The 23,354-nt window shown below is 71.2% G+C and carries 26 protein-coding genes and 2 pseudogenes; 14 read left to right on the forward strand and 14 right to left on the reverse strand.

What is annotated here, in order from left to right; all coding sequences use genetic code 11:
• Positions 1-104: 104 nt before the first annotated feature.
• Entirely contained in the window at positions 105-983 is an 879-nt protein-coding gene (locus tag IE177_RS17395; RefSeq protein WP_190016272.1) for a class I SAM-dependent methyltransferase, read from the reverse strand.
• 127 nt (positions 984-1,110) lie between these two features.
• On the opposite strand from IE177_RS17395, the gene IE177_RS17400 reads away from it, so the two are divergent.
• Positions 1,111-1,695 carry a TetR/AcrR family transcriptional regulator gene (locus tag IE177_RS17400; RefSeq protein ID WP_190016273.1) on the forward strand — a complete coding sequence of 195 codons (585 nt, stop codon included), beginning with the start codon at positions 1,111-1,113 and terminating at the stop codon, positions 1,693-1,695.
• Positions 1,696-1,874: 179 nt separating this feature from the next.
• On the opposite strand, the gene IE177_RS17405 is transcribed toward IE177_RS17400, so the two are convergent.
• Positions 1,875-3,143, reverse strand: a complete 1,269-nt coding sequence (locus IE177_RS17405) for a phosphatase PAP2 family protein (RefSeq protein WP_268253173.1) — start codon at positions 3,141-3,143, stop codon at positions 1,875-1,877.
• A gap of 628 nt (positions 3,144-3,771) precedes the next feature.
• Here IE177_RS17405 and IE177_RS17410 point away from each other — a divergent pair.
• Positions 3,772-4,494 carry a DUF4097 family beta strand repeat-containing protein gene (locus tag IE177_RS17410; RefSeq protein ID WP_190016275.1) on the forward strand — a complete coding sequence of 241 codons (723 nt, stop codon included), beginning with the start codon at positions 3,772-3,774 and terminating at the stop codon, positions 4,492-4,494.
• On the opposite strand, the gene IE177_RS17415 is transcribed toward IE177_RS17410, so the two are convergent.
• Positions 4,491-5,000, reverse strand: a complete 510-nt coding sequence (locus IE177_RS17415) for an anthrone oxygenase family protein (RefSeq protein ID WP_190016276.1) — start codon at positions 4,998-5,000, stop codon at positions 4,491-4,493. The genes IE177_RS17410 and IE177_RS17415 overlap by 4 nt on opposite strands.
• A gap of 3 nt (positions 5,001-5,003) precedes the next feature.
• Entirely contained in the window at positions 5,004-5,666 is a 663-nt protein-coding gene (locus tag IE177_RS17420) for a maleylpyruvate isomerase family mycothiol-dependent enzyme (protein WP_190016277.1), read from the reverse strand.
• Between the two features lie 71 nt (positions 5,667-5,737).
• On the opposite strand from IE177_RS17420, the gene IE177_RS17425 reads away from it, so the two are divergent.
• Positions 5,738-6,655 (forward strand): LysR family transcriptional regulator, encoded by a 918-nt coding sequence (locus tag IE177_RS17425; protein ID WP_190016278.1) that lies wholly within the window; start codon positions 5,738-5,740, stop codon positions 6,653-6,655.
• Here IE177_RS17425 and IE177_RS34835 read toward each other — a convergent pair.
• A pseudogene (locus IE177_RS34835) lies at positions 6,652-6,989 on the reverse strand (mycothiol transferase); the annotation flags it as partial. The gene IE177_RS17425 and the pseudogene IE177_RS34835 overlap by 4 nt on opposite strands.
• A gap of 250 nt (positions 6,990-7,239) precedes the next feature.
• On the opposite strand from IE177_RS34835, the gene IE177_RS17435 reads away from it, so the two are divergent.
• The gene (locus tag IE177_RS17435) at positions 7,240-8,322 is read left to right on the forward strand and encodes a DUF8094 domain-containing protein (protein ID WP_190016279.1); all 1,083 of its coding nucleotides are present in this window, start codon (positions 7,240-7,242) and stop codon (positions 8,320-8,322) included.
• Positions 8,323-8,360: 38 nt separating this feature from the next.
• Complete coding sequence (locus IE177_RS34840; protein ID WP_268253174.1) at positions 8,361-8,759, forward strand: GNAT family N-acetyltransferase; 399 nt, start codon at positions 8,361-8,363, stop codon at positions 8,757-8,759.
• 20 nt (positions 8,760-8,779) lie between these two features.
• On the opposite strand, the gene IE177_RS17445 is transcribed toward IE177_RS34840, so the two are convergent.
• Both IE177_RS17445 and IE177_RS17450 read right to left on the reverse strand, forming a co-directional pair.
• The gene (locus tag IE177_RS17445) at positions 8,780-9,649 is read right to left on the reverse strand and encodes a class II glutamine amidotransferase (RefSeq protein ID WP_190016280.1); all 870 of its coding nucleotides are present in this window, start codon (positions 9,647-9,649) and stop codon (positions 8,780-8,782) included.
• Positions 9,650-9,919: 270 nt separating this feature from the next.
• The gene (locus IE177_RS17450) at positions 9,920-10,822 is read right to left on the reverse strand and encodes an NAD-dependent protein deacetylase (RefSeq protein ID WP_190016281.1); all 903 of its coding nucleotides are present in this window, start codon (positions 10,820-10,822) and stop codon (positions 9,920-9,922) included.
• A 157-nt stretch (positions 10,823-10,979) separates the two neighbouring features.
• Here IE177_RS17450 and IE177_RS17455 point away from each other — a divergent pair, with 157 nt between their 5' ends.
• Positions 10,980-11,294, forward strand: a complete 315-nt coding sequence (locus IE177_RS17455) for a hypothetical protein (RefSeq protein ID WP_190016282.1) — start codon at positions 10,980-10,982, stop codon at positions 11,292-11,294.
• 267 nt (positions 11,295-11,561) lie between these two features.
• Positions 11,562-12,500 carry a L,D-transpeptidase gene (locus IE177_RS17460; protein ID WP_190016545.1) on the forward strand — a complete coding sequence of 313 codons (939 nt, stop codon included), beginning with the start codon at positions 11,562-11,564 and terminating at the stop codon, positions 12,498-12,500.
• A 159-nt stretch (positions 12,501-12,659) separates the two neighbouring features.
• Here IE177_RS17460 and IE177_RS17465 read toward each other — a convergent pair whose 3' ends face one another.
• Positions 12,660-13,223 carry a Dps family protein gene (locus IE177_RS17465; protein WP_190016283.1) on the reverse strand — a complete coding sequence of 188 codons (564 nt, stop codon included), beginning with the start codon at positions 13,221-13,223 and terminating at the stop codon, positions 12,660-12,662.
• A 380-nt stretch (positions 13,224-13,603) separates the two neighbouring features.
• On the opposite strand from IE177_RS17465, the gene IE177_RS17470 reads away from it, so the two are divergent.
• Both IE177_RS17470 and IE177_RS17475 read left to right on the forward strand, forming a co-directional pair.
• Positions 13,604-13,939 carry a WhiB family transcriptional regulator gene (locus IE177_RS17470; RefSeq protein ID WP_190016284.1) on the forward strand — a complete coding sequence of 112 codons (336 nt, stop codon included), beginning with the start codon at positions 13,604-13,606 and terminating at the stop codon, positions 13,937-13,939.
• A gap of 127 nt (positions 13,940-14,066) precedes the next feature.
• Complete coding sequence (locus IE177_RS17475; protein WP_190016285.1) at positions 14,067-15,440, forward strand: FG-GAP-like repeat-containing protein; 1,374 nt, start codon at positions 14,067-14,069, stop codon at positions 15,438-15,440.
• 120 nt (positions 15,441-15,560) lie between these two features.
• On the opposite strand, the gene IE177_RS17480 is transcribed toward IE177_RS17475, so the two are convergent.
• Both IE177_RS17480 and IE177_RS17485 read right to left on the reverse strand, forming a co-directional pair.
• Complete coding sequence (locus IE177_RS17480; protein ID WP_190016286.1) at positions 15,561-16,400, reverse strand: hypothetical protein; 840 nt, start codon at positions 16,398-16,400, stop codon at positions 15,561-15,563.
• An 84-nt stretch (positions 16,401-16,484) separates the two neighbouring features.
• Entirely contained in the window at positions 16,485-17,765 is a 1,281-nt protein-coding gene (locus IE177_RS17485; RefSeq protein ID WP_190016287.1) for an MFS transporter, read from the reverse strand.
• A 134-nt stretch (positions 17,766-17,899) separates the two neighbouring features.
• Here IE177_RS17485 and IE177_RS17490 point away from each other — a divergent pair, with 134 nt between their 5' ends.
• The 4 genes from IE177_RS17490 to IE177_RS17505 all read left to right on the forward strand — a co-directional run bounded on the left by IE177_RS17490 (position 17,900) and on the right by IE177_RS17505 (position 20,303).
• Complete coding sequence (locus tag IE177_RS17490; protein ID WP_190016288.1) at positions 17,900-18,835, forward strand: LysR family transcriptional regulator; 936 nt, start codon at positions 17,900-17,902, stop codon at positions 18,833-18,835.
• Positions 18,836-18,951: 116 nt separating this feature from the next.
• Positions 18,952-19,161: a hypothetical protein gene (locus tag IE177_RS17495; protein WP_190016289.1), complete on the forward strand. Its 210-nt coding sequence runs from the start codon at positions 18,952-18,954 to the stop codon at positions 19,159-19,161.
• 199 nt (positions 19,162-19,360) lie between these two features.
• Positions 19,361-19,858, forward strand: a complete 498-nt coding sequence (locus IE177_RS17500) for a hemerythrin domain-containing protein (RefSeq protein WP_190016290.1) — start codon at positions 19,361-19,363, stop codon at positions 19,856-19,858.
• 52 nt (positions 19,859-19,910) lie between these two features.
• Positions 19,911-20,303 (forward strand): DUF2267 domain-containing protein, encoded by a 393-nt coding sequence (locus tag IE177_RS17505; RefSeq protein ID WP_190016291.1) that lies wholly within the window; start codon positions 19,911-19,913, stop codon positions 20,301-20,303.
• 66 nt (positions 20,304-20,369) lie between these two features.
• On the opposite strand, the gene IE177_RS17510 is transcribed toward IE177_RS17505, so the two are convergent.
• The 4 genes and pseudogenes from IE177_RS17510 to IE177_RS17520 form a co-directional block, all read right to left on the reverse strand.
• Positions 20,370-20,795: a DUF6003 family protein gene (locus IE177_RS17510; protein WP_190016292.1), complete on the reverse strand. Its 426-nt coding sequence runs from the start codon at positions 20,793-20,795 to the stop codon at positions 20,370-20,372.
• A 140-nt stretch (positions 20,796-20,935) separates the two neighbouring features.
• Positions 20,936-21,684 (reverse strand): annotated as a pseudogene (locus IE177_RS17515) (serine protease).
• Positions 21,671-21,841, reverse strand: coding sequence for a hypothetical protein (locus IE177_RS34845; RefSeq protein WP_229816089.1), 171 nt, complete (start codon positions 21,839-21,841; stop codon positions 21,671-21,673). Before IE177_RS34845 ends, IE177_RS17515 begins: the two are co-directional and overlap by 14 nt.
• 58 nt (positions 21,842-21,899) lie before the next feature.
• Entirely contained in the window at positions 21,900-22,274 is a 375-nt protein-coding gene (locus tag IE177_RS17520) for a winged helix-turn-helix transcriptional regulator (RefSeq protein WP_190016293.1), read from the reverse strand.
• A gap of 96 nt (positions 22,275-22,370) precedes the next feature.
• On the opposite strand from IE177_RS17520, the gene IE177_RS17525 reads away from it, so the two are divergent.
• On the forward strand, positions 22,371-23,252 hold the full coding sequence (locus tag IE177_RS17525) for an NAD(P)-dependent oxidoreductase (RefSeq protein ID WP_190016294.1): 882 nt from the start codon (positions 22,371-22,373) through the stop codon (positions 23,250-23,252).
• The last annotated feature ends 102 nt before the right edge of the window (positions 23,253-23,354 follow it).

A 23,354-nucleotide genomic window follows, 5' to 3' on the forward strand; every position in this document is an offset into this window, starting at 1 on the left:
CGGACACCCGCCCCGGTCAGCCCCCTCGCGACGGCTCGCGGTGCCGCGAGGGCCTCGTGGGGCGCCTTCCGCGGATCCGGCCCCCCGTCGGGGGACGGACCACCTCAGTCGGTGAGGGCGGGCCCGGTCGACGGGCCGACCGGCCGGACCGCGGTGACCAGCCACGCCGTGCTGCGCAGCCGCACCGTTCCGTCCGCCGCCTCGTGGTCGCGCAGGTGGTCCGTCAGCCTCCGGCGGGCGCGGGCCCGCGCGGTCGTGCCGGCCTGCTCCATCAGGTGGCGGCCGGGCCCGGTTCCCAGCAGGAACTCCGCGGCGTCCTCGGCTCCCCGTCCCCAGGTCCCGTACGCTTCCGCGTGCTCGACGGCGACATCGGTGAAGCCGGCGGCGGTGAGGACCTCCCGAACGCGGTCCGGCTCGGCCAGGGAGAACATGCCGGGCAGCCCCGGCGCCCCGAAGTCACCCACCGGCAGCAGGTCGCGCAGTGACGCGACCGCCGCGACCCAGCCGTTGAGCAAGGGGTCGGCCGGGCACACGAACGCCAGGCGCCCGCCGGGTCGCAGCGCCCTGCCGACGTTGCCGAAGGCCGCTACGGGGTCGCCGAAGAACATCACGCCGTAGCGGCTGATCGCGGAGTCGAACATGGCCGCCTCGAAGGGGTACACCTGTGCGTCCCCCTGCGCGAAGGAGACGTTGACAACGCCTTCCCGGTCCGCGCCGACCCGCGCCTCGGCCAGCATGGGTCCGGAGAGGTCCAGGCCCATGGCGCTTCCCCGGGGGGCCCGGAGCGCGGCGAGGCGCGTGGTCTGCCCCGAGCCGCAGCCGAGGTCGAGGACCCGGTGGTGGCCGGCGATCCCGGCGGCGTCGAGCAACGGTCCGTTGAAACCCTCGTTCACTGCGTTCCAGCGGTCCTGATGGCGGGCCCAGTGGGCGCCTTCGGAACCGTTCCACGCGTGTGCCTGCTCGGTGTTGACGACATCGGGCACGGGTGCCTCCTGTGGTGTTCGACAGAGAATGGGCGTACGCCCAAACGGTATGGGCAAATGCCCATACCTGCAATCCCCGCTACCATCACCGGGAGTTGCACGATGAGGCAGAACGGGAGAGCGACCCATGTCACCGCGAGGAGTGGCGACGCCGGACGTCCGCGAGCGGCTGTTCGCGGCCGCCGAGCGCGTCGTGGAAAGAGGTGGGCCCGGCGCGCTCACCAGCCGGGCCGTCACCGCCGAGGCGGGGTGCGCCAAGGGGCTGCTGCACGCCCACTTCGCGGGGCTCGACGAGTTCGTGGCCGAGCTCTGCCTCGACCGGTTCGCGCGGACGGCGGTGAAGGCGCAGGCGCTGTCGGGGGCCGCCGGGCAGGGCACGGTGGCGCGCAATCTCGACGCCGTCGTCCTCGCGCTGTTCGACTCCGGCGGTCTCGCCATCTCAGGACTCGCGATGACCCGACCAGCGGCCGCGCTGCGCATCCGCGAGGCCCTGGAGGGCGGGGCGCCCGGCTTCACCGCGATCGAGACGGCCATCACCGGCTACCTCGAGGACGAACGCGGACTCGGCCGGCTGCCGTCGGGGACCGACCCACCCGTCGTTGCCCTCGCCCTCGTCGGCACCGCCCACCACCTGCTGATGACCAGTTGGCCGGGCGCACCTGACCCGCGCCCTCGAGTGGCCCGCCTGGTGGCCGCGTTGGTGGGGGACTAGGGTCTTTCGACTGGACCAGGCAGGATCAGGGAGGCGGGATCCGGTGGTGGGCGCACCTCCCACGCCTTTCGGGCGGTGGGGGAGCGTCGCAAGGCGGAGGAGGGCGGCACCGCCCTCCCCACGACGATCGGCCCGCCGGAGGCTGATCCTCCGACGGGCCGATCGCTCCTGCCTGCGCTTCAGACGGGTTCGGGCTGGGGCTCCAGTGGCCGCGCTGGTGCGACCTGCGGTTCCCAGAGCCTGGTGGTCTGTACGTAGCCGTAGATCACCGAGGCCATCGCCAGAACGAGAAGCGGACCGAACACGTACGGATACCTGGCCATTTCCACCGGCAGATAGCGGTACGACACCAGGAGCGCCGTGAAGACGGTCGTGCCGTATGCGACCAGTTGGAGGCCTGACCGGTCCCAGCCGCGTTCGGCCGAACGCAGAGCGGCCTCGATGGTGAGCGTGAAGACCACGCCGGCGATGATGTCCGTGCCGTAGTGGTAGCCGAAGCCCAGCGTCGCGCCGAGGGTGGCGATCAGCCAGAACGTGCCCAGGTATCGCAGCACGCGTGGCCCCTTGCGGGAATGAACGAAGATCGCGGTGGCCCACGCCGTGTGCAGACTGGGCATGCAGTTGCGCGGAGTGATCTCGTTGAAAGGCATGTGGTGCGGCGCGCCGACCGGTGGCGTGTCCGGCCACAGGTTGGCCACCGCCCAGTGCCCGCCGTCGGCGCCGTACACGAAGATCGGGCCGACCACGGGGAAGATCATGTAGATGCCGGGCCCGAGGAGGCCGATCATGAGGAAGGTGCGCACCAGGTGATGCCGGGGGAAGCGGCGCTCGGCCGCCACGTGGCGCAGCTGGTAGAGCGCGACGACGACCGCGGCCACCGCGAGCTGGATGTAGACGTAGTCGAGGACATGGGAGCCGATCGAACCGGTCGCCCTGACGACCCGGCCCACGAGCCACGACGGGTTGCCCAGGGCCTGGTCGGCCGTCGCCACGTACTGGTCGAGCACGACCGGGCGGGTCTTCGACGTGATCAGCAGCCAGGTGTCGCCGGTCTTGCGGCCGGCCACCAGCAGCAGACCCAGCCCGACACCCTTCAGCAGCAGGACGCGTTCGGCGCCGGTACGGCGGGTCACAGCGATGACCGCGTAGCCCAGAACCACCCAGAGCGCACCGTTGCCGAACATCATCTTGGCGTCGAACGCCCACCGCACGAGGAAGAAGGCGACGTCGATCCCTACGGCGACACCAGCCGCGACGAACCGCTCCCGCCAGGTGAGCACGACCATCATCAACGCCATGCTGGCGTACAGCAGCGGCCCTGACTTCGGTGCGAATACCACCTCTCGCGCCTGATTGGTGATCGGCCCCGGCAGGCCGTAATGGCGTGCGGCGATCTCCAGCGCGATGAGGAATCCGAGGGCCACCACACTCGCTGCGGTCCAAAGGATCACCCGTGGCCGGAGCCACGCGGCGACTTTCTCTCCGTCGTTTATTCGCGAACGAGTCCGCGATTCATTAGATATCAATTGTTTTGGCCGATTTGCTCGATTGTCGGTGGATTTGATTGCGTATCGTGCTGGGTGGCTGATTTCCCGCCGAAGAATGGGTGATGAGGTGATCGTCGTGGGCTCGCACATGTTAACGGAGTGGTGCGGACAGGAGGCGGGCCAGTGCCGAGGCGACGAAGATCCTCGCGTAGACAGACGCCCTGTGGTCATGCGCCGTTCCAGTGGCACCACGCCACCCCGCCGATGGCGCCATTACCAGCCGAACATCATAAATGGGGATTTAGATGACATTCCGGGCACGCGGTGTGGCCGCGCAGGGATCCGGGCTCTGTCGTCCGCGCCCGGCCCGGGAGCGGCTTCAGGCCGTGTGGTTGTGCCGGGAGCCGCGCGCTCGAGCCGGGCCACAGGCTGATTCAGCACGTTGGCTGTGACGGCCGTGGAGGACGGCTCAGCCCTGACATTGGGGGGTTTTCCCCAGTGGGTGCCGAACAGCCGCTGCTTAGGATCGCTGTGACTGATCACTGATCCGACTCGCTCCACACGGGGGACCTCCATGCGACGCTCGCACATGCGCGTTTCCACAGCGGCGGCTCTGGCCGCCTGCACGATCGGCGGACTGTCCGCGTGCTCGGCCGTCGGCCGGAAGACCTTCGAGGACGACGCCGAGGTGCCGCGGAGGATCGCCTCGATCCGCCTCGACAACAGGGACGGGAACGTGAAGGTGGACTCTTCGGCCGACGTCTCCACGATCTCGGTGCACCGCAGGGTCCACTACCGCGGCGACAAGCCGAGTGGTACCTCCTTCCACATCACGGACGGCGTCCTCACGCTCTCCGGCTGTGGCGAGGACTGCGGTGTCGACTACGTCGTCAAAGTGCCCGCCGGTCTCCCGGTGACGGGAGGCACGTCCAACGGTGACCTCAGGCTGATCGGCACCGGCGCGGTCGATGTGCGCACGAAGAACGGCGGGATCGTGGTGGCCGACGCGACGGGACCGGTCAGGCTGCGCACGTCCAACGGTGACGTCGACGTCCGGAAGGCCACGGGCGGCGGCATCGACACACAGACGTCGAACGGCGAGGTGACGATCCGGACGGCCACCCCGCAGAACGTCAGGGCTCGCACGACCAGCGGCAACCTCACGCTCACCGCGCCGCCGGCCCGGTACCGGGTCTCGGCGGACGACTCCAACGGCGACAAGAACGTGGCGTTCAGCGACGAACCGTCAGGCGAGTACCGCCTGGAGCTGGCGACGACGAACGGTGACCTGACGGTCAGGCGGGCAGCCTAGTCCGTGACCTGACGCCCGCCACACGCTGTTCCGGAGACGCCCGGACGCGCCTCTGACTGCCGCAGGGCAACGAGGATCAGGACGGCGAACGCCGCTATGGCGGTGCCGGTGCGGGCGTCGTTGAACAGCTCCCAGCGGCGCAGGATCTCCGCATGGTCGGCCGGTGGAGTGCTGACGGCCCACTTCTTGATGCGGCCGTTGATCGGGACGTTCCCGAAGCGGGTGATCAGGAAGGAGGAGACGGTCAGGAGCCCCGCCGTCGCCGCGAGGGCCCGGCTCCGGCCGCGTGACACGGCGGTCAGGGCGAGGGTGCTGCCGGCCGAGACGGCCATCGCCGCCTGCATGGTGATGCTGTTCATCTTCATCAGCTCGGTGTGGAAGTCGAGCCTCATGTCGAGCGGCACGGCGTCGAAGGTCGGGACCAAGTTGGCGGCGCCGTAGCCGAAGGCGCCGGCGAGCAGACCGGTGGAGAGCAGGGACGCGGCCAGGAGGATTCGGGTGCGCACGGTTCAGACCTCCTCGGTCGGCAGGGTGAAGCGGTTGCCCGGCTCCCCCCGGAGCAGGCCGCCCGGAATCCTTCTGCCGTACGCCAGCAGCAGGAGGTCCTGGGCGCGGCCGTACACCGGCGAGCCGGAGCCGTACGACCAGTCGAGGTCCTCGGCGCACAGCCGCACCCCGTCGAGGTCGGCGCCGAAGAACCTCAGGCTGCTGGGCCGGATCTCCGCGAGAAGGATGCGCAGCCGGTCCTCGGGGACGCGCCGGCCGAGGCCGAGGGCGACGGTGATGTCCAGCCCGTGCACCACGTCGTGGCCGAGTGCCGCCGCGAGGCCGCCGACCGGGGGCGTCCAGGGATGGTCGGCGTTGTCCCGCAGGAAGGCGGCGAGTGCGCCGGTGGAATAGGCGGCGGCATCCTTTCGCGCGACCCGGTCGGTCATGCGGTGAAGGTTTCCGCGCGCCTTGGCCAACTCGCCGAGCGTCGCGGGCACGGAATACCGGAACCCCGTCGACATGTGTGCCGCGACCTCGCGAACCCGCCAACCGGCGCAGAGGCTCTGCCTGTTCCACTGGTCGGCTCGCAGAGTGTCCAGCAGATCGGCCAGTTCCCGGCGTTCCGCCGAGATCGCGGCCCGCACCTCGGCCTTCTTCTCCCTGCGGGCTGTCGCGTTCTCCATGTGATCAAGCGTGCCGCCGACCGGAACATATATCCAATAGATGGTTCTGCTGACGCCTATCATCCGTGGTTATGGAACTGCGTCAGCTGCGCTACTTCGTCACCGTGGTCGAGGAAGGCGGCTTCACCCGCGCCGCGGGCCGGTTGCATCTGTCGCAGCCCGGACTGAGCGCCCAGATCAGCCAGTTGGAGAAGGAGGTGGGGCAGCCGCTGCTCGACCGGTCCAACAGGTCGGTCACGCCGACCGAGGTGGGCCGGGCGGTCCTGCCGCATGCCCGCGCCGCACTGGCCGCGGCGGAGGCGGTACGGCAGACGGTGGACGCGTACACGGGCCTGCTGCGCGGCCGGGTCACGCTCGGGCTGGTGTCCGGGGCCACCGGCCACACCTTCGACATCGCCGCCTTACTCGCGGACTTCCACGACGACCACCCCTCGGTCGACCTGGCGCTCACCGAGGACACCACGGAGCGGATGCAGGCTGCGCTCCTGGCCGGCGAGCTGGACCTCGCCGTCCTCGGGCCGGCGGACGCGGTGCCACCGCCCGGAGTGGCCTTCCGGACGGTGATCGACGTGCCGCTCGTTGCCGCTGTCGCGCCCGGAGTCCCGTTCTTCGACCGCATCGACGGCACGAGCGTCCCGCTCGCCGATCTCCGCGACAGGCCGCTGATCTGCCTCCCGCACGGAACCGGCGTGCGCGCGGCGCTGGAACGCGGATGTTCGCAGGCGGGGTTCCGGCCCCGGGTCGCCTTCGAGGCGGCAGCCCCGCATCTTCTCGCACGGCTCGCCGCACGGGGCCTCGGCATCGCCGTGCTGCCTGCCGAGGAGGACGGATCTACCGTCGACGCCCGGGTCCGCACCCTGCGGCTCGTCCGGCCCGAGATCCGCGCTCGTATCGCGCTCGCCTGGCGGGCCACCGGTCCCGCGAGCCCCGCGGCCCGGGTACTCCTCGACCGGCTGCGCGAAGCCCTCCCGAAACCGCCCGAAGCCTAGATCGGACCGTGCGAGCACCGTGTGTGCTCCGCGTCCGCGGAGCCCGGGACGCTACTGCCCCCCCGGCCGTCGATGCACTCGCGCAGCAGATCGGCCTGCCCGCAATGCCGGGCGTACTCCTCGACGCGGTGGACCCACAGGCCCGGACGGCGATGCCATCGGGACCCACCCGCGCGCCGAGATCCGGGTACCCGGCCGGAACCGCGTCGGTGACCGCCTGTTCGCGGGCGAGGTCGGCGCATGCGCCCTCGACCGGCTCCGGTCGCGCGACGGCATCGTCGAAGTCTCCGTCACGCGCTCCGTACAGTTTGGATCCTCGCCAGGATCGGTCCACATGTCGGCACGGACACTCGCCTTGGTCCACCGCTCGGGCACGTCGCTCACCATGCGCATGGTTCTCCAGAAGCGGCTCGGCAGGCGAGTGGATGTCGACGCGAACAGGGCCGGAGAGCAACGGTCCGGTTCCGCGGTGGGGTGGAGTTGCGGCGCGGGTGAGCGCGGTCGATACCGTGGCACGGCGATCGTCTCGTGCGCGCTGCACGCAGCGGTCGCGACAAGCACTCGAGAAACGGGGATACCTCGCCATGGCCCACTCGGCCCACTCGGCCCGCTCCGCTCGCACAGCGCGTGCCACGCGCATCGGCGTGTTCACCGCGGCCGTACTCTCAGTCGCGGCTTCCCTGGCCGGCTGCTCCACCGCCGGCACGGCCCCTGACCGCGCGGGTGCCGCACCGGCCGAGAGGCCGCTGCTCACCAAGGCCGAGGCGAACAGGACGGTGGACGCCTATCAGAAGGCCAACAACCGGGCGAACGCCGAGCGTTCCCCCTCACTCATGGCCAAGGCGGAGGACGGCGCCGTCCTGGCGATGGACCGGGCGTACTTCACGCAGATCCCAGCACTCGACAAGCGCGACGTCGCGAACAACCTCGCTCCGTTCGTGTACGTCCACCGCACCTTCTACATACCGCCCGCCTCCTCGAACGCCGACTGGTTCCTGGTGCGCGCCCAGGGCGCGCAACTCACCCACGGCAAGCCCGGCAAACCGTGGTCAAAGGACATCAGGTTCCTCGTGTTCAAGCGTTCCGGTGACGGCTGGCGGATGGTCGCCGCCCGGGACTTCAGCGGTTCGGACCTGGCCAAGGCGCCGCACGTCGCCCTCGACGGAGCCGGTCTGATGAAGATCGCCGACCCCGGCACCAAGATCGGCGGTACGGCGCCCTCGCGGTTGCCGGAACTGGTCGCCGATCTGTGGGTGACTGGCGGCCGCGACACCCCGCTCGCCGATACCTCCGCCCGACGCACCGGCAGGTCCTGGTACACGGAGCGGGCCGACAACCTGAGCGGGCACGCCTGGGTCGACTTCAAGAAGGCCGCCCCCCACACCGGGGACGTCTTCGCGGCGAAGACAGCCGACGGCGGCGCCCTCGTGCTGTCCGACAGTGCTGTCGACGAGACCTTCCTCGCCAAGGACCTGCAGTCGTACATCAACCTCGGCGACTCGGACAAGCCGTTCGTCGAGCGCGACCCGGACGCGCACATGTACAAGGTCGTCCGCCACTACGTACAGACGGAGCTCGGCATCATCTCCGCGGACGGCGAACCCGCCGTCTACTCCATCGGCACCCAGGTGACCAAGGTGGACGCCACGCCGACAACCGACATCTGAGACACGACGGCCCACTCACACGCGGCGGTGGCCCGGCCCTGCCAGGGACCACCGCCCGCGTCCGGCACGACTCGGAGCACACGGCCGGCTCGTCACCCGCGGGCGGCCGCGGAACCGAGGCCCGGGGGTGGAGGCTCGGTTACCGGCTGCACCCTGCGGCCCTCGGTCAAGGCATCGCGACGAGAGCGACGGCAGCCTTGGTCGCCGAGATGTTCGCCCTGCCGGACGTGCACTACCTGGAGATCACGCACGACGAGGCCAACGCTTCCAGCGGCGGCGTACCGCGCCGCCTCGGGTTCACCGAGATCGGTCGTGAGCGAGCGGAACCACCCGCGGCTCCCTCGGGCAGCGGCATCGACGTGGTCTGGCGTCTGAACCGCCCGTGTCCGCCCGCCGGTCGAAGTCCTCGCTTGGGCGCTCCTGAAGGCCGTCGGTGACCCGATCGGCCGGCCTGGTTCTAGGCGGCCGTCTGAGAGGCGGCCGCGTCGGGGTGCAGGTCGTCGAGGGTGAGCTGGTGTGCCGGCGGATCCGGCAGGGCGACCTGGTGGGTGACGTGCAGGTCGGGCCCTGCGTGGAGCAGTTCGCCGGGCTCCATCCGGCGCCAGTGGGGATTGTCGTCCATGCGTTCGCTGGCGACGACGACGCAGGGCTGACCGGCCAGGTGCGCCGAGTGGATGCGCATGCGGCCGTGACTGCCGCTGTGGTCGAGGTGCCGGCTGCCGTGCTGGCCGCCCGCCGGGCGCTCGAGGACGTAGAGATCATGCGTGTCCGGGTAGCGCAGCGCCCACAGTCCCCGAGGGGTGACGAGGATCAGGTTCAGGGCGTAGACGGGCAGGTGCGCGGCGATCCAGCCGGCGGCCTGCCGGATGCCCGCTGTGACGTCGCCGTCATGCCGCCGCGTCTCCCGGGTGATCAGCGCGAAGAAGCGCTCGGAGTCGGTGTCGCCCCGGACCAGCGACCGGTCCTCACCGAGGTGGTCGTCGAGCTCGTCGAGGCCCTCGATGACCCCGTTGTGCGCGAAGAGCCGCCCGTCCTGCTCGAAGGGATGGGTGTTGCGCATCTCCAGGCTGCCGGTGGAGGCGAAGCGCACGTGGGCGACGAACGTCGCCGACTCCACCTGCCGTGCCTCCTGCGCGAAGGAACGGTCGCGGTAGGCGGCGATGGGCGCCTTGTCGACACGGGGGGTGCCGTCGGCGGCGAAGTGGCCGAGGCCGGTGCCGTCCGGGTCACGATGGCTCTGCCGGCTGAGGCTGTCGGGAGCGTCGAGGAGCCAGAAGGTGGCGTGTGTACGTCGCGGGGCGCTGCTGAGGCCGAAGAGACGGCACACGTGATTCCTCCGTGATGGCCGGCCGGCCCGCCACGGCTCTCGCGGGAGGTGCTGCGTGCGGGGCGGACGGATCCGTGATGTGTGGTCGATTGCAGCCGGAGCTGCAGGCAAGTTACTCCGAGCCCCGGGCGAAGGCGCGGGTATCCGTCCGTGTCGCGGTGCCGTTCACCCTGTCGGTGCGGTCCGGGCAGGACGCGCCAGCGCTCCGGGCGCACCGCCGTGCCGAAGGGCCGGCGCGGGAGCACCCCGACGCCGCTCACCGCCGTCGCGTCATCCGGCCCGCCGCCCGTCCTCGAGTGGGATGCCCAGTTGTCCGGCCACGGCGGTGAGGGCCGAGCCCAGCGGGAGTGCGACCCGGGTGAAGGCGTGCCGGTCGCCCCGGGTCGGGTCGCGGTTGACGATCAGTACCGGCTTCCCCGCCTGGGCTGCCTGGCGGACGAACCGGAGCCCGGACATCACCGTCAGTGAGGAGCCCAGGACCAGCAGCGAAGCGGCCTCACGGACCAGCTCGCGGCAGTGCTCGACCCGCCCCGGCGGAACGGCTTCGCCGAAGAACACGACGTCCGGCTTGAGGATGCCGCCGCACACCGTGCAGGGCACCACTCGGAAGTCCCCGACCTGGTCGTCGGTGAGATCGGCGTCACCGTCCGGATTGATGCCGGCGGCGACCGGCGCGAATCCCGCGTTGGCCGCCTGCAGCCGCCGGGCCAGTTCGCGGCGCGGGCTGAAGGCGCCGCAGGTGAGGCACACGACCCGGTCGAGGCTGCCATGGAGTTCCACCACGCCCTCGCTGCCGGCGTGCTGGTGCAGACCGTCGACGTTCTGGGTGATCACACCCGACAGCAGACCGTGCCGCCCGAACGCGGCCACGGCCCGGTGCCCGGCGTTGGGGCGTGCGCGGCCGAAGGTGCGCCAGCCGAGGTGGCTGCGCGCCCAGTAGCGGCGACGGGCCTGGGCGCCGGCGGTGAACTCCTGGAAGGTCATCGGGGTGTGCCTGCTCAGGCTCCCGCCCTCACCCCGGTAGTCCGGGATGCCCGACTCCGTGGAGATGCCCGCCCCGCTGAGCACCAGCACCTTCCCGGCGCCCAGCGCACGGGCGACCGGCGCGAGATCCGTCGTGCCCGGTGGAAGGTCCTCAGCGGGGGTCCAGCTCAAGGTGGGACGCGTGCGCATACCGCCAGAGTACGGTTGCGGTCACGGAACGCACGCTCGCCCTCGTGCGCCGCACGGCCTTCGGAACGTCCCGTGCCGAGCGGCCGCTCCGCATGCTTTCGGCCAGTACTGGCTGGTAGGGGCAATGAGGCAGGCGGTCCAGGGCATGATCGCAGCCATGCCCCATGAGAGTGACGCCGACTGCCTTGTGTGGGAGGTTCAGTTATACGAGCCGTTCAGCCATGTGTGGATCTGCCAGGGCTACGGCCGTGCGACCACCGACGCCGACCCGGCCGAGCTGGGCCGCGCCGTCCTCGCCGGCCATCTCGCCCGCGGCCCGGCCCGTCGCGGGGAAACGTTCCGGGCCGTCGTCCGAACCGGCGACGGCGACCGGCTGACCGTTTCCGCGGACGAAGTCCCCGCCCGGGGCTGGACGGCGGACAGAGCCGTCCGCCAGGCGCTGCCCGCCTACCTCCGCGACGCCCTCACCTGACCGCGCCAGGTCGACGCGGCCACTTGCCGGCGTACGGCGACCGTGTCCGAGTGACCGGGCGAGCACCGGAACACCGGGGTCGGCCATCGCGCTCGACCCGCCGCGCACCGAGTCTTGAGACACGTTTTACGCAAGCGCATGGAACTGCGGCGCCCACTTCGCTGTCTGAGAGGGAGTCGGGCTCCTCGAGGGCCGAAGAACGAGAGAACGGGGCGGATCGTGGGACGGCGCAAGGTCGGCATAGGGGCCGCACTCGTCACGGGTGCGATGCTGGTGGGCGTGAGTGCCTGCGGCGGGGGCGGCAGTGACAAGGCGAGCGGTGACGACGGGAAGGCGCCGGGCAAGCCGAGCGTGAGCGCCACCCCGTCACCGACGAAGCCCGCCGGCCCGCCGATGCTGCTGGAGACGATCACCCCGCAGACGGGAACCAAGGTCGGTGTGGCCATGCCGATCTCGGTGGTCTTCACGAACCCGGTGGCGCCGAAGGCACGGGCCACGGTCGAGAAGCACATGAAGGTGAGCGCCTCGCAGCCGGTGGCCGGCGCCTGGCACTGGTTCGGCGACAAGCGCGCCGACTGGCGTCCGAAGACGTACTGGCCCTCCGGTACGAAGGTGAAGATCGACGCCGACCTGAAGGGTGTCAGCAACGGGAACGGGCGTTATGGCGTGCACGGCTACACGCACACCTTCCAGATCGGTGACGACGTGCGCGCCGATGCCTCGGTGACCGGCCACACCATGAAGGTGACCCGCAACGGCAAGGCGGTGCGCACCCTGTCGATCAACGCGGGCAGCCCCCAGTATCCGACGTGGAACGGCACCATGGCGGTCATCGACAAGCAGGAGAAGGTCCACATGACCTCCTGCAGCGTCGGCATCAGCTGCGACAAGGGCAGCCCCAACTACTACGACCTGACGCTGCCCTGGGACGTCCACCTGACCCAGTCCGGCACCTACGTGCACTACTCGACGGGTGACCCCAATCCGGGCAGCGGCAGCGCCCGCGGCTCGCACGGCTGCATCCACCTGTCCATGTCCGACGCCAAGTGGTTCTACGGCCAGGTCAAGCAGGGGGACCCCGTCACCATCACCGGCTCGTCCCGTGCCAAGGCCCCGGCCGACAACGGCTACGCCGCCTTCAATCTGAGCTGGGACGAGTGGCTCGCCGGCAGCGCGTCCGGGATGGGGACGACCGCGTCGCTGTGAGGTGAGCCCGGAGCCGGCATGTCCGGTGCGTCGGCCACCGGACGTGCGGCAGGCGTTCTGTACGAGGCGGGCGCGGGATCGGGCGTACGGAGGTTTTCGAACGCCGATCCCGCGGCGTCCCCGCGAGCCGGCGAGGCGGACCGGCAGGCGCCGTCGGCCTCAGCTCAGTTCGGCCCCCTTCGCGGCGGCCTCCTCCTCCGTCCGTGCCCGGCCGGTGGCGAGGGTGCCGCCCGAACTCTCCAGGTGGGCCCGGACGAACCACTGGAACTGCTCCAGGTCGCGCAGCTGCTCGATGAGCAGGTCCTCCGTCGCGGCGTCGATCTCACCGGCCTCCTTGATCGCGGCGCGCACGCCCTCGATCACGCCGGTGTAGACGAGGTCGAGTGCGCCCAGGTGGGCGATGGCGTCCGCGCGGCCGAGGGAGTAGTCGTCCCAGGTGCGTTCGGCCACCAGCTTGCCGGGCGTCCCCTGCGCCACCCCGCCGAGTGCGGCGATCCGCTCCGCCGCGTCGTCGGCCATCTCCCGGACCCGGTCCACCTGCGGATCGATCATCTCGTGCACGGCGATGAAGTGCGGCCCGACCACGTTCCAGTGCACGTGCTTGAGCGTGAGGTGCAGATCGTTGAGTGCGTGCAGCCGCAGCCGCAGCAGTCCGATCAGCCGCCCCGCGGCCTCGCGCTCGATGCCGGGCACCGTGTACTTCGGGGTCAGATCCTGCGTCATGGCTCACCTCGGTTGTCGACGGAGTGTGTACAGTGCACCTGCACTGCTGCCCCGTTTCGACCATGGCAGACATACCCGCCCCTAGCGCGCTGGACTGTCCTCGACGGACGACCGGCACCGGCGCCAGCGGTCGCCGCCGGCATGCGGCGTCGCAGGCCGAGCCGCCGCCGCTCACCCAGGTGAAGCCCGTCGCCGGAGATCCGGTCCGCCTACGCTCGCACCCGGCGCGACACGGCCGCCCGCTGCCAGGGCCGGGCACCGAGAGACTTACGCAAACCGGACATGTGCACTAGCATGGCCGGAACCTCTGCCGGGTCCGCGGCCCCCGTGCCGCAGCCGCCAACCGACCTGGGAACGGTCGGACCGACCAGAGGTGCGCCATGCCCGGCCCCAGCGAACGTCCGGAACCTGCCGACTGGCGTGATCACGCCGCGTGTGTCGGGGAGGATCTGGACATCTTCTTTCCACTGTCCGGTTTCTCCACCCCCGGAGCCGAAGCCTCCCCGGCGCTGGCCGTGTGCCGCAGGTGCCCCGTCATCCTCCCCTGCCGCACCTGGGCGATCGACCACGGTGAGGACGACGGTATCTGGGGCGCCACGACAGCCGCCCAGCGCCGAGCCATCCGGCGGGCGACGGGGCGGACCGGTCCTGAGGCCCGCCCGGCAGCACGACGCCGCAGCGGTGAACCGCTGGACGACTCGTCGCCGCCGGGCTGACTCGGCGTCGGATGGTCACGTGCACTCGCGACCTCGGACCGGTCCGCTGCCCCGAGCCGTACAACCCTTCGAACGCGGCGCGAGTCTCCTGCGGTGATCCATCAGCCTTGCACCTGGGGGTACTTCGTTGTTCCACTCGTATGCGCGCGTGCGCTGGGCGCTGCCGCTGTCGTTCGCCCTGACCGCACTCGCCTTCACCGTACCGGCCGCGTCCGCCGCCCCGCACGAGAGCGCCCCGGTCCGTGACGACTTCAACGGCGACGGATACGCCGACCTCGCCGTCGGCGCCCCGAACGGCACGGCCGGCGGCCAGTCCGCGGCCGGATACGTCACCGTGATGTACGGCGGCCCGCACGGCCTGTCCACCAGCCGCCGCGCGAACATCAGCCGGGCCACCACCGGCATCCCCGGTGCCTCAGTCAAGGGGCAGGGCTTCGGGCTCCAGCTGTCCAAGGGCGACCTGGACGGCGACGGCTACGCGGACCTCGTCATCGGCAGCAAGGCGCAGCAGGACGGCGCCGTCGTGGTCTGGGGCGGGCGTAGCGGCCTGTCCGGCGGCAGGTCGCTCCCGGCCACCGCCAGCCAGACCGCCGACTTCGACGGCGACGGCCGCCTCGACCTCGCTCTGTTCCGGGCCGGTTTCGCCGGGGGAGACGACCCGATCGGCACCACCGCCACGATCTGGAAGGGCCCGCTCAAGCGCAGCGGCGTCCCGGCGGCGAAGACCCCGCTCGACCCGGGCTACCTGCAGTACCTCGACGTCCGCGACGGCGACACCGGCGACATCAACGGCGACCACCGCGCCGACCTCGTCCTGACCGGATACTGCGGCGACGGCAGCCACTGCAGCACGCTCTACCTGAGCAGCCCCTCCGGCCTCAGGCGTGTCACCGGCCAGCACCCGGGCGGTGACGGCGCCGTGGCGATCGGCGACGTCAACGGCGACGCGTACGACGACCTGCTGACCGGGTTCGAGGACGACAACTCGGTCTGGGTGATGTACGGCAGCGCTGCCGGGCTGGGTGGGCAGGAGACCTGGGCGTCGTACACGCAGAACACGCCCGGCGTCCCCGGGAGCAAGGAGGAGTACGACAGGTTCGGCGCGGCGATCGCCGTCGGTGACATCACCGGCGACGGCATCGACGACGTGGCGGTCGGCGTGCCCGGCGAGAACGACGAGGGCGTCGTCAACGTGCTGCGCGGCAGCCGCGCGGGGCTGACCGGGACCGGCGCCCAGTCGTTCGGGCAGAACACCAGGAACGTTCCCGGCACCGCCGAGAAGTACGACGCCTTCGGCGGCACCGTACGGCTCCTCGACATCGACGGCAACGGCCACGCGGACCTGGCCGCCGACGCGCCGTGGGAGGACAACGGCAACGGCGCGGTCTGGGTCTTGCGCGGAAGCTCCTCCGGTGTGGTCACGGACGCTGCCCTCAGCTTCGGCGGGAAGGCGGTCGGCGCGCCGTACAGCAAGGCGGCGTTCGGCTTCGCGTTGAAGTAGGAGCAGCCCCGGTGAGGGCGCCCTCCCTCCCGCGTGAAGCGGCCTGCCCGGGCCCGGTGACGGACGCGGACGCGGTGGGAGGGCGCGCCGCGGCTTCCACCGCGGTCTCGCCGCCCGCGCCTAGGGATGCTCTCGGAGCTGGAGGACGCCGGCGAGCGAGAAGCACAGGGCGCCGCTGAACGTGCCCCAGTCGGCGATGCGGGCGTTGACCAGGTCGCCGGTGGCCGGGCGGGTGAAAGCGGCGAGTGCCGAGACCATGAACAGCACGGAGCCGAGCTGGTTCACGGCGACGATCCACCAGCCCAGGCTGCGCGGGCGGACGCAGGGCCGGCCGTGACAGATCTCGACGAAACCCAGGTGCCCGGAGACCAGGAAGAGCACGCAGCCGACCACGTCGGGTGCCCAGACCAGCCGGTTGACCTGCTGGACGCTCAGGCCGCTCAGGAAGCTGTCGAGCAGGTTGACGGCGAAGACGAGCGTGCCCGCGAAGAGAGTGAAGGCGCACGTCCAGTCCACCCGCATCGGCTCGTAGCTCCACCACCGCCAGCGGCGGGTGGTCAGCCGGTCCCCGCCGCCGGCGTGCCGGGGTGCGTTGATCACCTGGAGCAGTGAGACGTATCCGCCCGTGTTGAAGAAGAGGCCGCCGGCGAAGTAGATCGAGGCACTCTCGACGGCGTCGCCGGACCCGGACCGGGCGACGGCCGCACCGGCCGCGAAAAGGGCACCGCCGATGACGAAGGCGATCGCCGCGATGACGTTGAGCGTGCGCAGCCGGCCGATGGCAACGGCGTCCGCACGGACGTGACGACCTTCCGCCGCGCCGGACGGACGAACGACCAGCGTTCCGCGCCGCCGGGCGGGCCGTGACTCCCACACCGCCAGACCACCGCCCGGAAGGCGCCACGTCAGTCTGGTGACGAACGGTCCCACGCCCTCGGCGCGCTGCTCGGGATGTCCCACGGGCCGAGCCTAGACAGCCGACCGGAGCGGAAGGCCGGCGCAACGCCGTGCCGCCGAGCGGACGGCGAACGCCTTCCGCCCCGGTCAGTCGACGCCTTCGCGAGCACGGCCCGGTGCCGGTTCCGGCCGGGAGGGGACTGCCGCGCCGCGGGGGAGCAGCAGCGGGGTGGCCAGCAGAAGCGCGCCGGCCAGGCCGATCGCCGGCCGGGGGCCGAGCAGGCCGCCCAGCACGCCCCAGACCGCCGTGAGGAGCGCGGTCGACGCCTTGGTCGTCACCGCCCAGGCGGACAGCGTCCGGGTGACCCGCTCCGTCGCGGTGCGTTCGAGGCGGTAGGTGGCGTGGACGGGGTTGAAGACCCCGCAGCAGAAGATGAGCCCGGACTCGACGCCGATCACCAGCAGCAGCCCGCCCGTGCCGGGGCCCAGAAAGACCAGTCCGACGGGCCAGAGCGCGCGCAGCGCCCCGGACATGACGAGGACCTGGTGCTGCCCGAACCGGGTGACGAGTGGCCGGGCCAGCCGCGAACCGAGCAGCCCGCCGATCGACGGCACGGCGAAGGCCAGGCCGTACTGCCACGGTGTGAACCCGAGCCGGTCGAGCATCAGGACGGCCAGCAGCGGCGAGGTGGCCATGACCAGGGCGTTGAACACCGCGGTGTTGAAGAACAGCGGGCGCAGCGTCGCGTCGGCGAGGAGGTACCGCCAGCCGTCGAGCAGGTCCCCGGCCCGCGTGCGCGCGGCCTTCCGGGGCTCCGGTCGCGGCTCGTGCCCACCCACAGCACGGATGCCCATCGCCGAGAGCAGATAGCTGACCGCGTCGGCCACCACCGTCGCCACCGGGCCGAGCAGCCCGATCGCCGCGCCGCCCAGCGGCGGTCCGATGATCGTCGTCGTCCAGGCCGTGGACTCGAACCGGGCGTTGGCCACGAGCAGGTCCCCGGCCGGCAGCAGTGTCTTCAGATAGGCGCCGGAGGCCGCGCGGAAGGTGATGTCGGCCGCCGCGACGACGACCGAGACCAGCAGGAGCTGAAGGAAGCCGAGCACGCCCAGCGCGTACGCGGCGGGCACCGTCAGGAGCGCAGCGAACCGCACCAGATCCATCGCGATCAGCACCCTCCGCCTGCGGCGGAACTCCACCCACGGGCCGAGCGGCACCGCCACGGCCGCGCCCACAGCGGCCCCCACGGAGGAGAGCGCGGCGACCCCGGCCGGCCCCGTGTGCAGGACCCTGATGGCGATCAGCGGGAAGGCGCCGAAGGCGAGCCAGGTGCCGAGCGCGCTGGTTCCGTACGCTGCCCAGAGCCACCCGAACCGCCGCCCGAGCCGGTGCCCGGGCGCCTCTCCCAGCCGGTTCCCGGTCCTCATCCGCATCGCCCCTCGCCACTCCTCCGACAACCGACTCGCGATCGGAAACATCAAAGCGAGCCTCATACCCGGGGATCAAACAACCGCAGAGCCACCCCGTCACAACCGATGGTTGTGCCCATAGGGTTGTCGGCATGGACCTCGACACCGTCCGGACCTTCGTCGCCGCCGCCGACGCGGGGCAGTTCCAGGAGGCCGCCGCCGAGCTGGCGGTCACCCAGCAGGCCGTCTCCAAGCGCATCGCCGTGCTGGAGCGCGGCCTCGGCGTGCGGCTGTTCACCCGGACCCCGCGCGGTGCCGAGCTCACCATCGACGGGCAGGCGTTCCTGCCCCACGCGCGAGAGCTGCTGCGCGTCGCCGAGCGCGCTGCGGCGTCCGTGCACACCGGCCGCCGTCCACTGCGCGTCGACATCATCGCCTCGCGCGGCGCGGCGTCGGGCCTGATGCGCGGTTTCCACCAGGCGCACCCCGAGATCGACCTCGACGTATTGATGCTGTTCGACATCGAGACGGCCGTCGCCGCCATCCGGTCGGGTGCGATCGACGCGTCCTTCCGCGCCGTCGCCGCGCCCGGCCGGCCCCTGCCCGAGGACATCGCGTCCGTCCGCGTGCTGGACGAGCCGCTCCAGCTCCTCACGGGCCCCGCCCACGCGCTGGCGTCCGCCCGGTCGGTCACCGTCGCCCAGATCGTCGGACACCGGATCTGGATGCCCGGCATCGTTCCCGGAACCGAGTGGGCGGCCTACTACGACGACCTCGTCGCCGCATTCGGCCTCACCATCGAGGCGACCGGCCCCAACTTCGGCTCCGACGCGCTCCTCGACACCGTCGCCGACACCCCTGCCCTGGCCACCTTCATGAGCGAGCGGACCCGCCTCGTCTGGCCCGCCGACCACGGCCTGCGCCGCATCCCGGTCACCGGTCCGACCCCCGTCTACCCGCACTCGCTCCTCTGGCACCGTGACAACCCCCACCCGGCGCTGGCCACGCTGCGCGCCCACCTCGCCGCCACGGCGGCAGGGCACCACGACGCCGGAACCTGGATGCCCGACTGGGTGATCCCGCGTTGACGGGCCGTCGGCCGACGCCTGGAGGACAACCAGGTGAGTTCCTGTGCATGTGTTGTCCCCACGTGCCTGCCCGGGGAGCCGGATGACTTACCCTGCCGGGATGGGCGGGCGACGCGGTGCTGACCTCGGCCGAGGTGCGCGGCCGTCTGGGCGTGGTCGAGTCGGTGCTCGCACTGTCCGGAGCGGAGCGGGAACGGGTGCTGGGCCGCATCGACGACTGGCCGGGGGACAAGGACTCCGCCGACGTCCTCGACCAGCCGCTGCGGGTGTGGAGACAGGCCGCTTCGGCGGGCCTTGGGCTGCTGTCCACCCGGATCTGGTTCTGAGCGCAGCCGTTCGGCATCCCGCCTGCCATGGGGCGGACGGGACCGGCCAGGGCACAGGCTTGGGATCGGCCCCGGTGCCTGCGCCGGAACGAGGACCCGCTTCACCTGGGTGAATCGGGCAAAAGGGGCAAATGATGGATCCTTGGAGAGGGTGCGGGTATCGGGAGGTGAAAGCAACTCCAGGGAGGAGGCACATCCCGTGACACCGGCCCAGGATGTCGTCGAGCTGATCCTCGAGGATCACCGGACGATGGAAGATCTGCTCCGCCTCATGCGCAACACCGAGGCCGACCGCGAGACCGCTCTCCATGACTTCGCACACCTGATGATCGCGCACGGTGAGGCGGAGCGAGCCTCGGTGCACCCCGTTCTCGTCTCCTTCGAGGACGCCGACACCGTCGAACGCGTCGAGGCCGTGCACCAGGAGGCCGTCAAGGTCCTCTTCGCGATTCTGCAGGTGCGGGAGATCGGCTCCGCCGAATGGGACTGGAGGCTGCAGCAGTTGGCCTCGGTCACCGCCCGGCACATGGACGAGGAGGAGCGCACTCTCGTCAACAGGGTGCGTGAAGGCCTCGGCCGGCGTTGCCGGGAGGAACTCGGCGTCGGCTTCGCCAGGACGGAAGCCGACCTCTTGACGGCGCGATGCGGCAGCGTCGCCGGCGTGCACCGCATGGTGCACGCCGGCGCGTCCGCGTGAGGTCCGCGGAGCGGACCCCAGCACAGACAAGAGAGCCACGACAGGAGCTGCCATGGACTGGAGCCTTGACGCCTTCCTCACCCAGGTCACCGAACGCGCGGGCTATGACAGGCCCCAGCAGGGTGCCAGAGCCGTACGGAACGTGCTGGAGGTGCTCGGAGCCCACCTGGTGGGTGACGACCGCACCGACCTGGCCACCCTGCTGCCCGGAGGGTGCGGATCACTGCTGACCGCAGGCGAGCCGGCCAACGAACCGCTGACCCCCGAGCTGTTCGTGGAAGCCGTGGCCGACCGAAGCAACGAGGACCTGGTCGAGGCGAGGCGCGAGATCGACGCCGTACTGCCCACCCTCGCGGAGGTCGCGGACAACGCGCTCCTGCGGCGTCTGCTCACCCAGCTGCCCCCGGGACACGCCGGTTTGTTCGGCTGTACCGACCCGGGGTGACCGGCAGGGCCGCGAGGCCCAGGCCGGAGACGGCAGGGACGGCCGCGGTCCGCACTCGTCGGCGGATCAGTCGCCGACCGCCTGGACGATGTCCTGCGGATCCAAGCCGGTGAGCTGTGCGATGCGCGGCGCGGGGATGCCCGCGGTGAGGGCCCGGTGGACCAGCGCCTGCCAGTCCTGGGTGGTGTCCCGGAAACTGAGCAGCTCGGACTCCACGTCCGCCACGGACCCGGGCGAGCACGCGTGCTCCACCCGCAGCCTCTCCTCCTCGCCGAGGGGAACCGGAAGCCGCTCGGCTCCCTCGGGGATGAGCACCTCGGCGTCCGCCGGGACGATCCTGACGCGCTCGGAGGAGCGGGGAATCCCGTGGGCGTGCAGCCAGCCCAGCACCGCGGGGCTCTCGGCACACTCCAGCTCGCCGACCGCGGACAGAGCCGCCCCCAGACGCGGATGACGCTCGGGAAGGACAAACAGCAAGGCGTCGTCGGCCATGGCCAGGAGACCCCTTTCGAAGAAGTTGGGCGGGACGTCATCACTATTCCCGTAAAACGGCCTGTGCCCGCATCGGCATGCCCACTCACCGAGGAGGAAATCCGGGTCGATCGCGTGTACGCCCCTGCATCCCCGTGCTCTCACGCCGAGGAAACCCGCCGCCCGCCCGGCATGACCCCCGCCCATCGGGTCAGCATGCCGATGGCCTGCGCACGGTCGGCGGGGGAGAGCTCGGCCAGCGAGGTGCCGTGGTTGGCGTCTGGGGCCCACAGGACGCGGGAGTCCCGCCTGCCGGGCCGGAACGGCTCGGCCACCGAGGGGTCCTGGGCGCCGTTGACGAACAGCAGACGGCTGCCGTGGCGGTGGACCCAGCGGTCGATGTCCGGCATGGCGTCACGGTCGAACCGCATCGGGATGTCGCGCGGGACGAACGTACGGGGCTCGCCGGCGTCCGGGTAGCGCAGCAGACCGGACAAGTGCCGGGTGGGGAAGCCGACGTAGCCCAGCTCAGTGCCGAGTTGGTAGAAGTACGGGACGTAGCGCTGCAGGGCCGTGTCGGCGTAGAGGGCCAGGCCCGTGATGTCGTCCAGCCACGCGTACAGCTCGTCGGGACCGCAGCCCGGGCCCGGTATGGAGGCGCGGTCCGCAGCGGTGTTGCGTTGCCAGAACATGAACGGGGCGCGCAGCACGGCGATTTCCAGGGCCTTGTCGGCGCTGCCGACGACACGGAACGAGGTGCCGTTGGAGGCGGCCCAGGACTCGTAGCGGGCGACCGGTCGAAGCGGCGCAGCAGAGCCTGCCGCTGCACGGTCCGCAGGGCCTCCCGGCACTCCCGGCTGCCCACACGGTCCAGGAACCGCGCGTACGCGGTGTCGTCACGGTCGTCCACGTTGTCCGGGGACGGTGGGGCGGTCGACCGAGGTGTGCAACAGGGTCAGGCGCTGCTCGAAGGTCCCGGCCGAGGGGTCCGTGTGGTCGGCCGGCTGGCGCAGGCCGAGGACGAAGAAGCGGTATCCCTGCTCGGCGCCCTGGCGTTCCTCGATCAACCTCAGCCCCGGCAGGGCGCGCAGGGCGTGACATCGCCGAAGCGCGCGGTTCGCGCGATCACGAACGACTTCGGCCTGCGCCCTCCTCCAGCCCCCCGGTGACCGGCCGTCGGCGCCCCCAGGCGGCCAGCGGCTGGAGTGCGTCGTTGAGGCGCTTGCCGTCCTCGGTCAGTGAGTACTCGACGCGCGGCGGCACCTCGTCGTACGAGACGCGATGCACGACGCCGTCCGCTTCCAGCTCACGCAGATGAGAGGCCAGCACCTTCTCGGTGATCCCCGGGAGCAGCCGACGCAGCTCGCCGAAGCGACGGCGGGGGTGTTCGTGGAGCGCCCAGAGAACCAGCACCTTCCACTTGCCGCCGATCACCTCCATCGCCGCGTCGATCCCGCAGACATGTCCGTCCGGTGCGCCCGGCCGGTTCAGCGTCGTCATGCCCCACCCTTCCGACGTGCTCGCTCACCCAGGGGTAACCACCCACTGCCAAGTGCGTACTTGATCACCCCCGGACCCGCGGTCAGCCTAATGGGCATGGCACAGAACACTGTTGAGAGAACTCCCGTCACACTGCTCGGCCTCGGCGCGATGGGCACCGCGCTGGCCCGTGCATGGCTTGCCGCCGGCCACCCGCTCACCGTCTGGAACCGCACCCCGGCCGCCGCCTCGGCGCTTGCCGCCGAGGGCGCAAGGATCGCGGACACCGCGGCCGAGGCGGTCGCGGCGAACGCTCTGGTCGTCGTCTGTCTGCTGGACGACGACTCGGTCGACGCGGTGCTGGAGGGCACCGACCTGGCGGACACGGACCTGGTCAACCTGACCACCAGCACGCCGGCCCAGGCACGCGCCCGCGCCGAGTGGGCCCGCGAGCGCGGCGCACGCTACCTGGACGGCGGCATCATGGCCGTCCCTCCGATGATCGGCGCCCCGGAAGCCGGCGGCTACGTCTTCTACAGCGGCTCGCGCGGCCTGTTCGAGCGGCATCGGCAGACCCTGGCCGTCCCGTCCGGCACCACCTACGTCGGTGAGGACGCGGGCTTCGCGGCGTTGCACGACGTAGCCCTGCTGAGCGCCATGTACGGGATGTTCGCCGGTGCGGCGCACGCCTTCGCCCTGATCCGCAAAGAGGACATCGACCCGGCGGCGCTCGCCCCGCTGCTGGCCGACTGGCTGGTCGCGATGGCCCCCGCGGTTCACCAGACCGCCGACCATCTGCGCAGCGGCGACTACGCCCAGGGCGTCGTCTCCAACCTCGCCATGCAGGTGGCCGGCACGCCCACCTTCCTCACCACCGCGGAGCAGCAGGGTGTCAGTCCCGAACTGCTCAGCCCCTACTTCGATCTGATGAGCCGACGTCTGGCCGTGGGCAGCGGCGAGGAGGGCCTGACGGGCGTGGTCGACCTGCTGGTGCGCTGACCGGCCGCGAGGCCGTCGCCGAGGTGACCGCCGTAGGCTCAAGATCAGCTCAAGACGGCGGTGCCCGGTTCGGCGGTTGATGCATACTTCCCGCGAAGACCA

It is taken from the genome of Streptomyces lucensis JCM 4490 (assembly GCF_014650035.1).
GTDB classification, from domain to species: domain Bacteria; phylum Actinomycetota; class Actinomycetes; order Streptomycetales; family Streptomycetaceae; genus Streptomyces; species Streptomyces lucensis.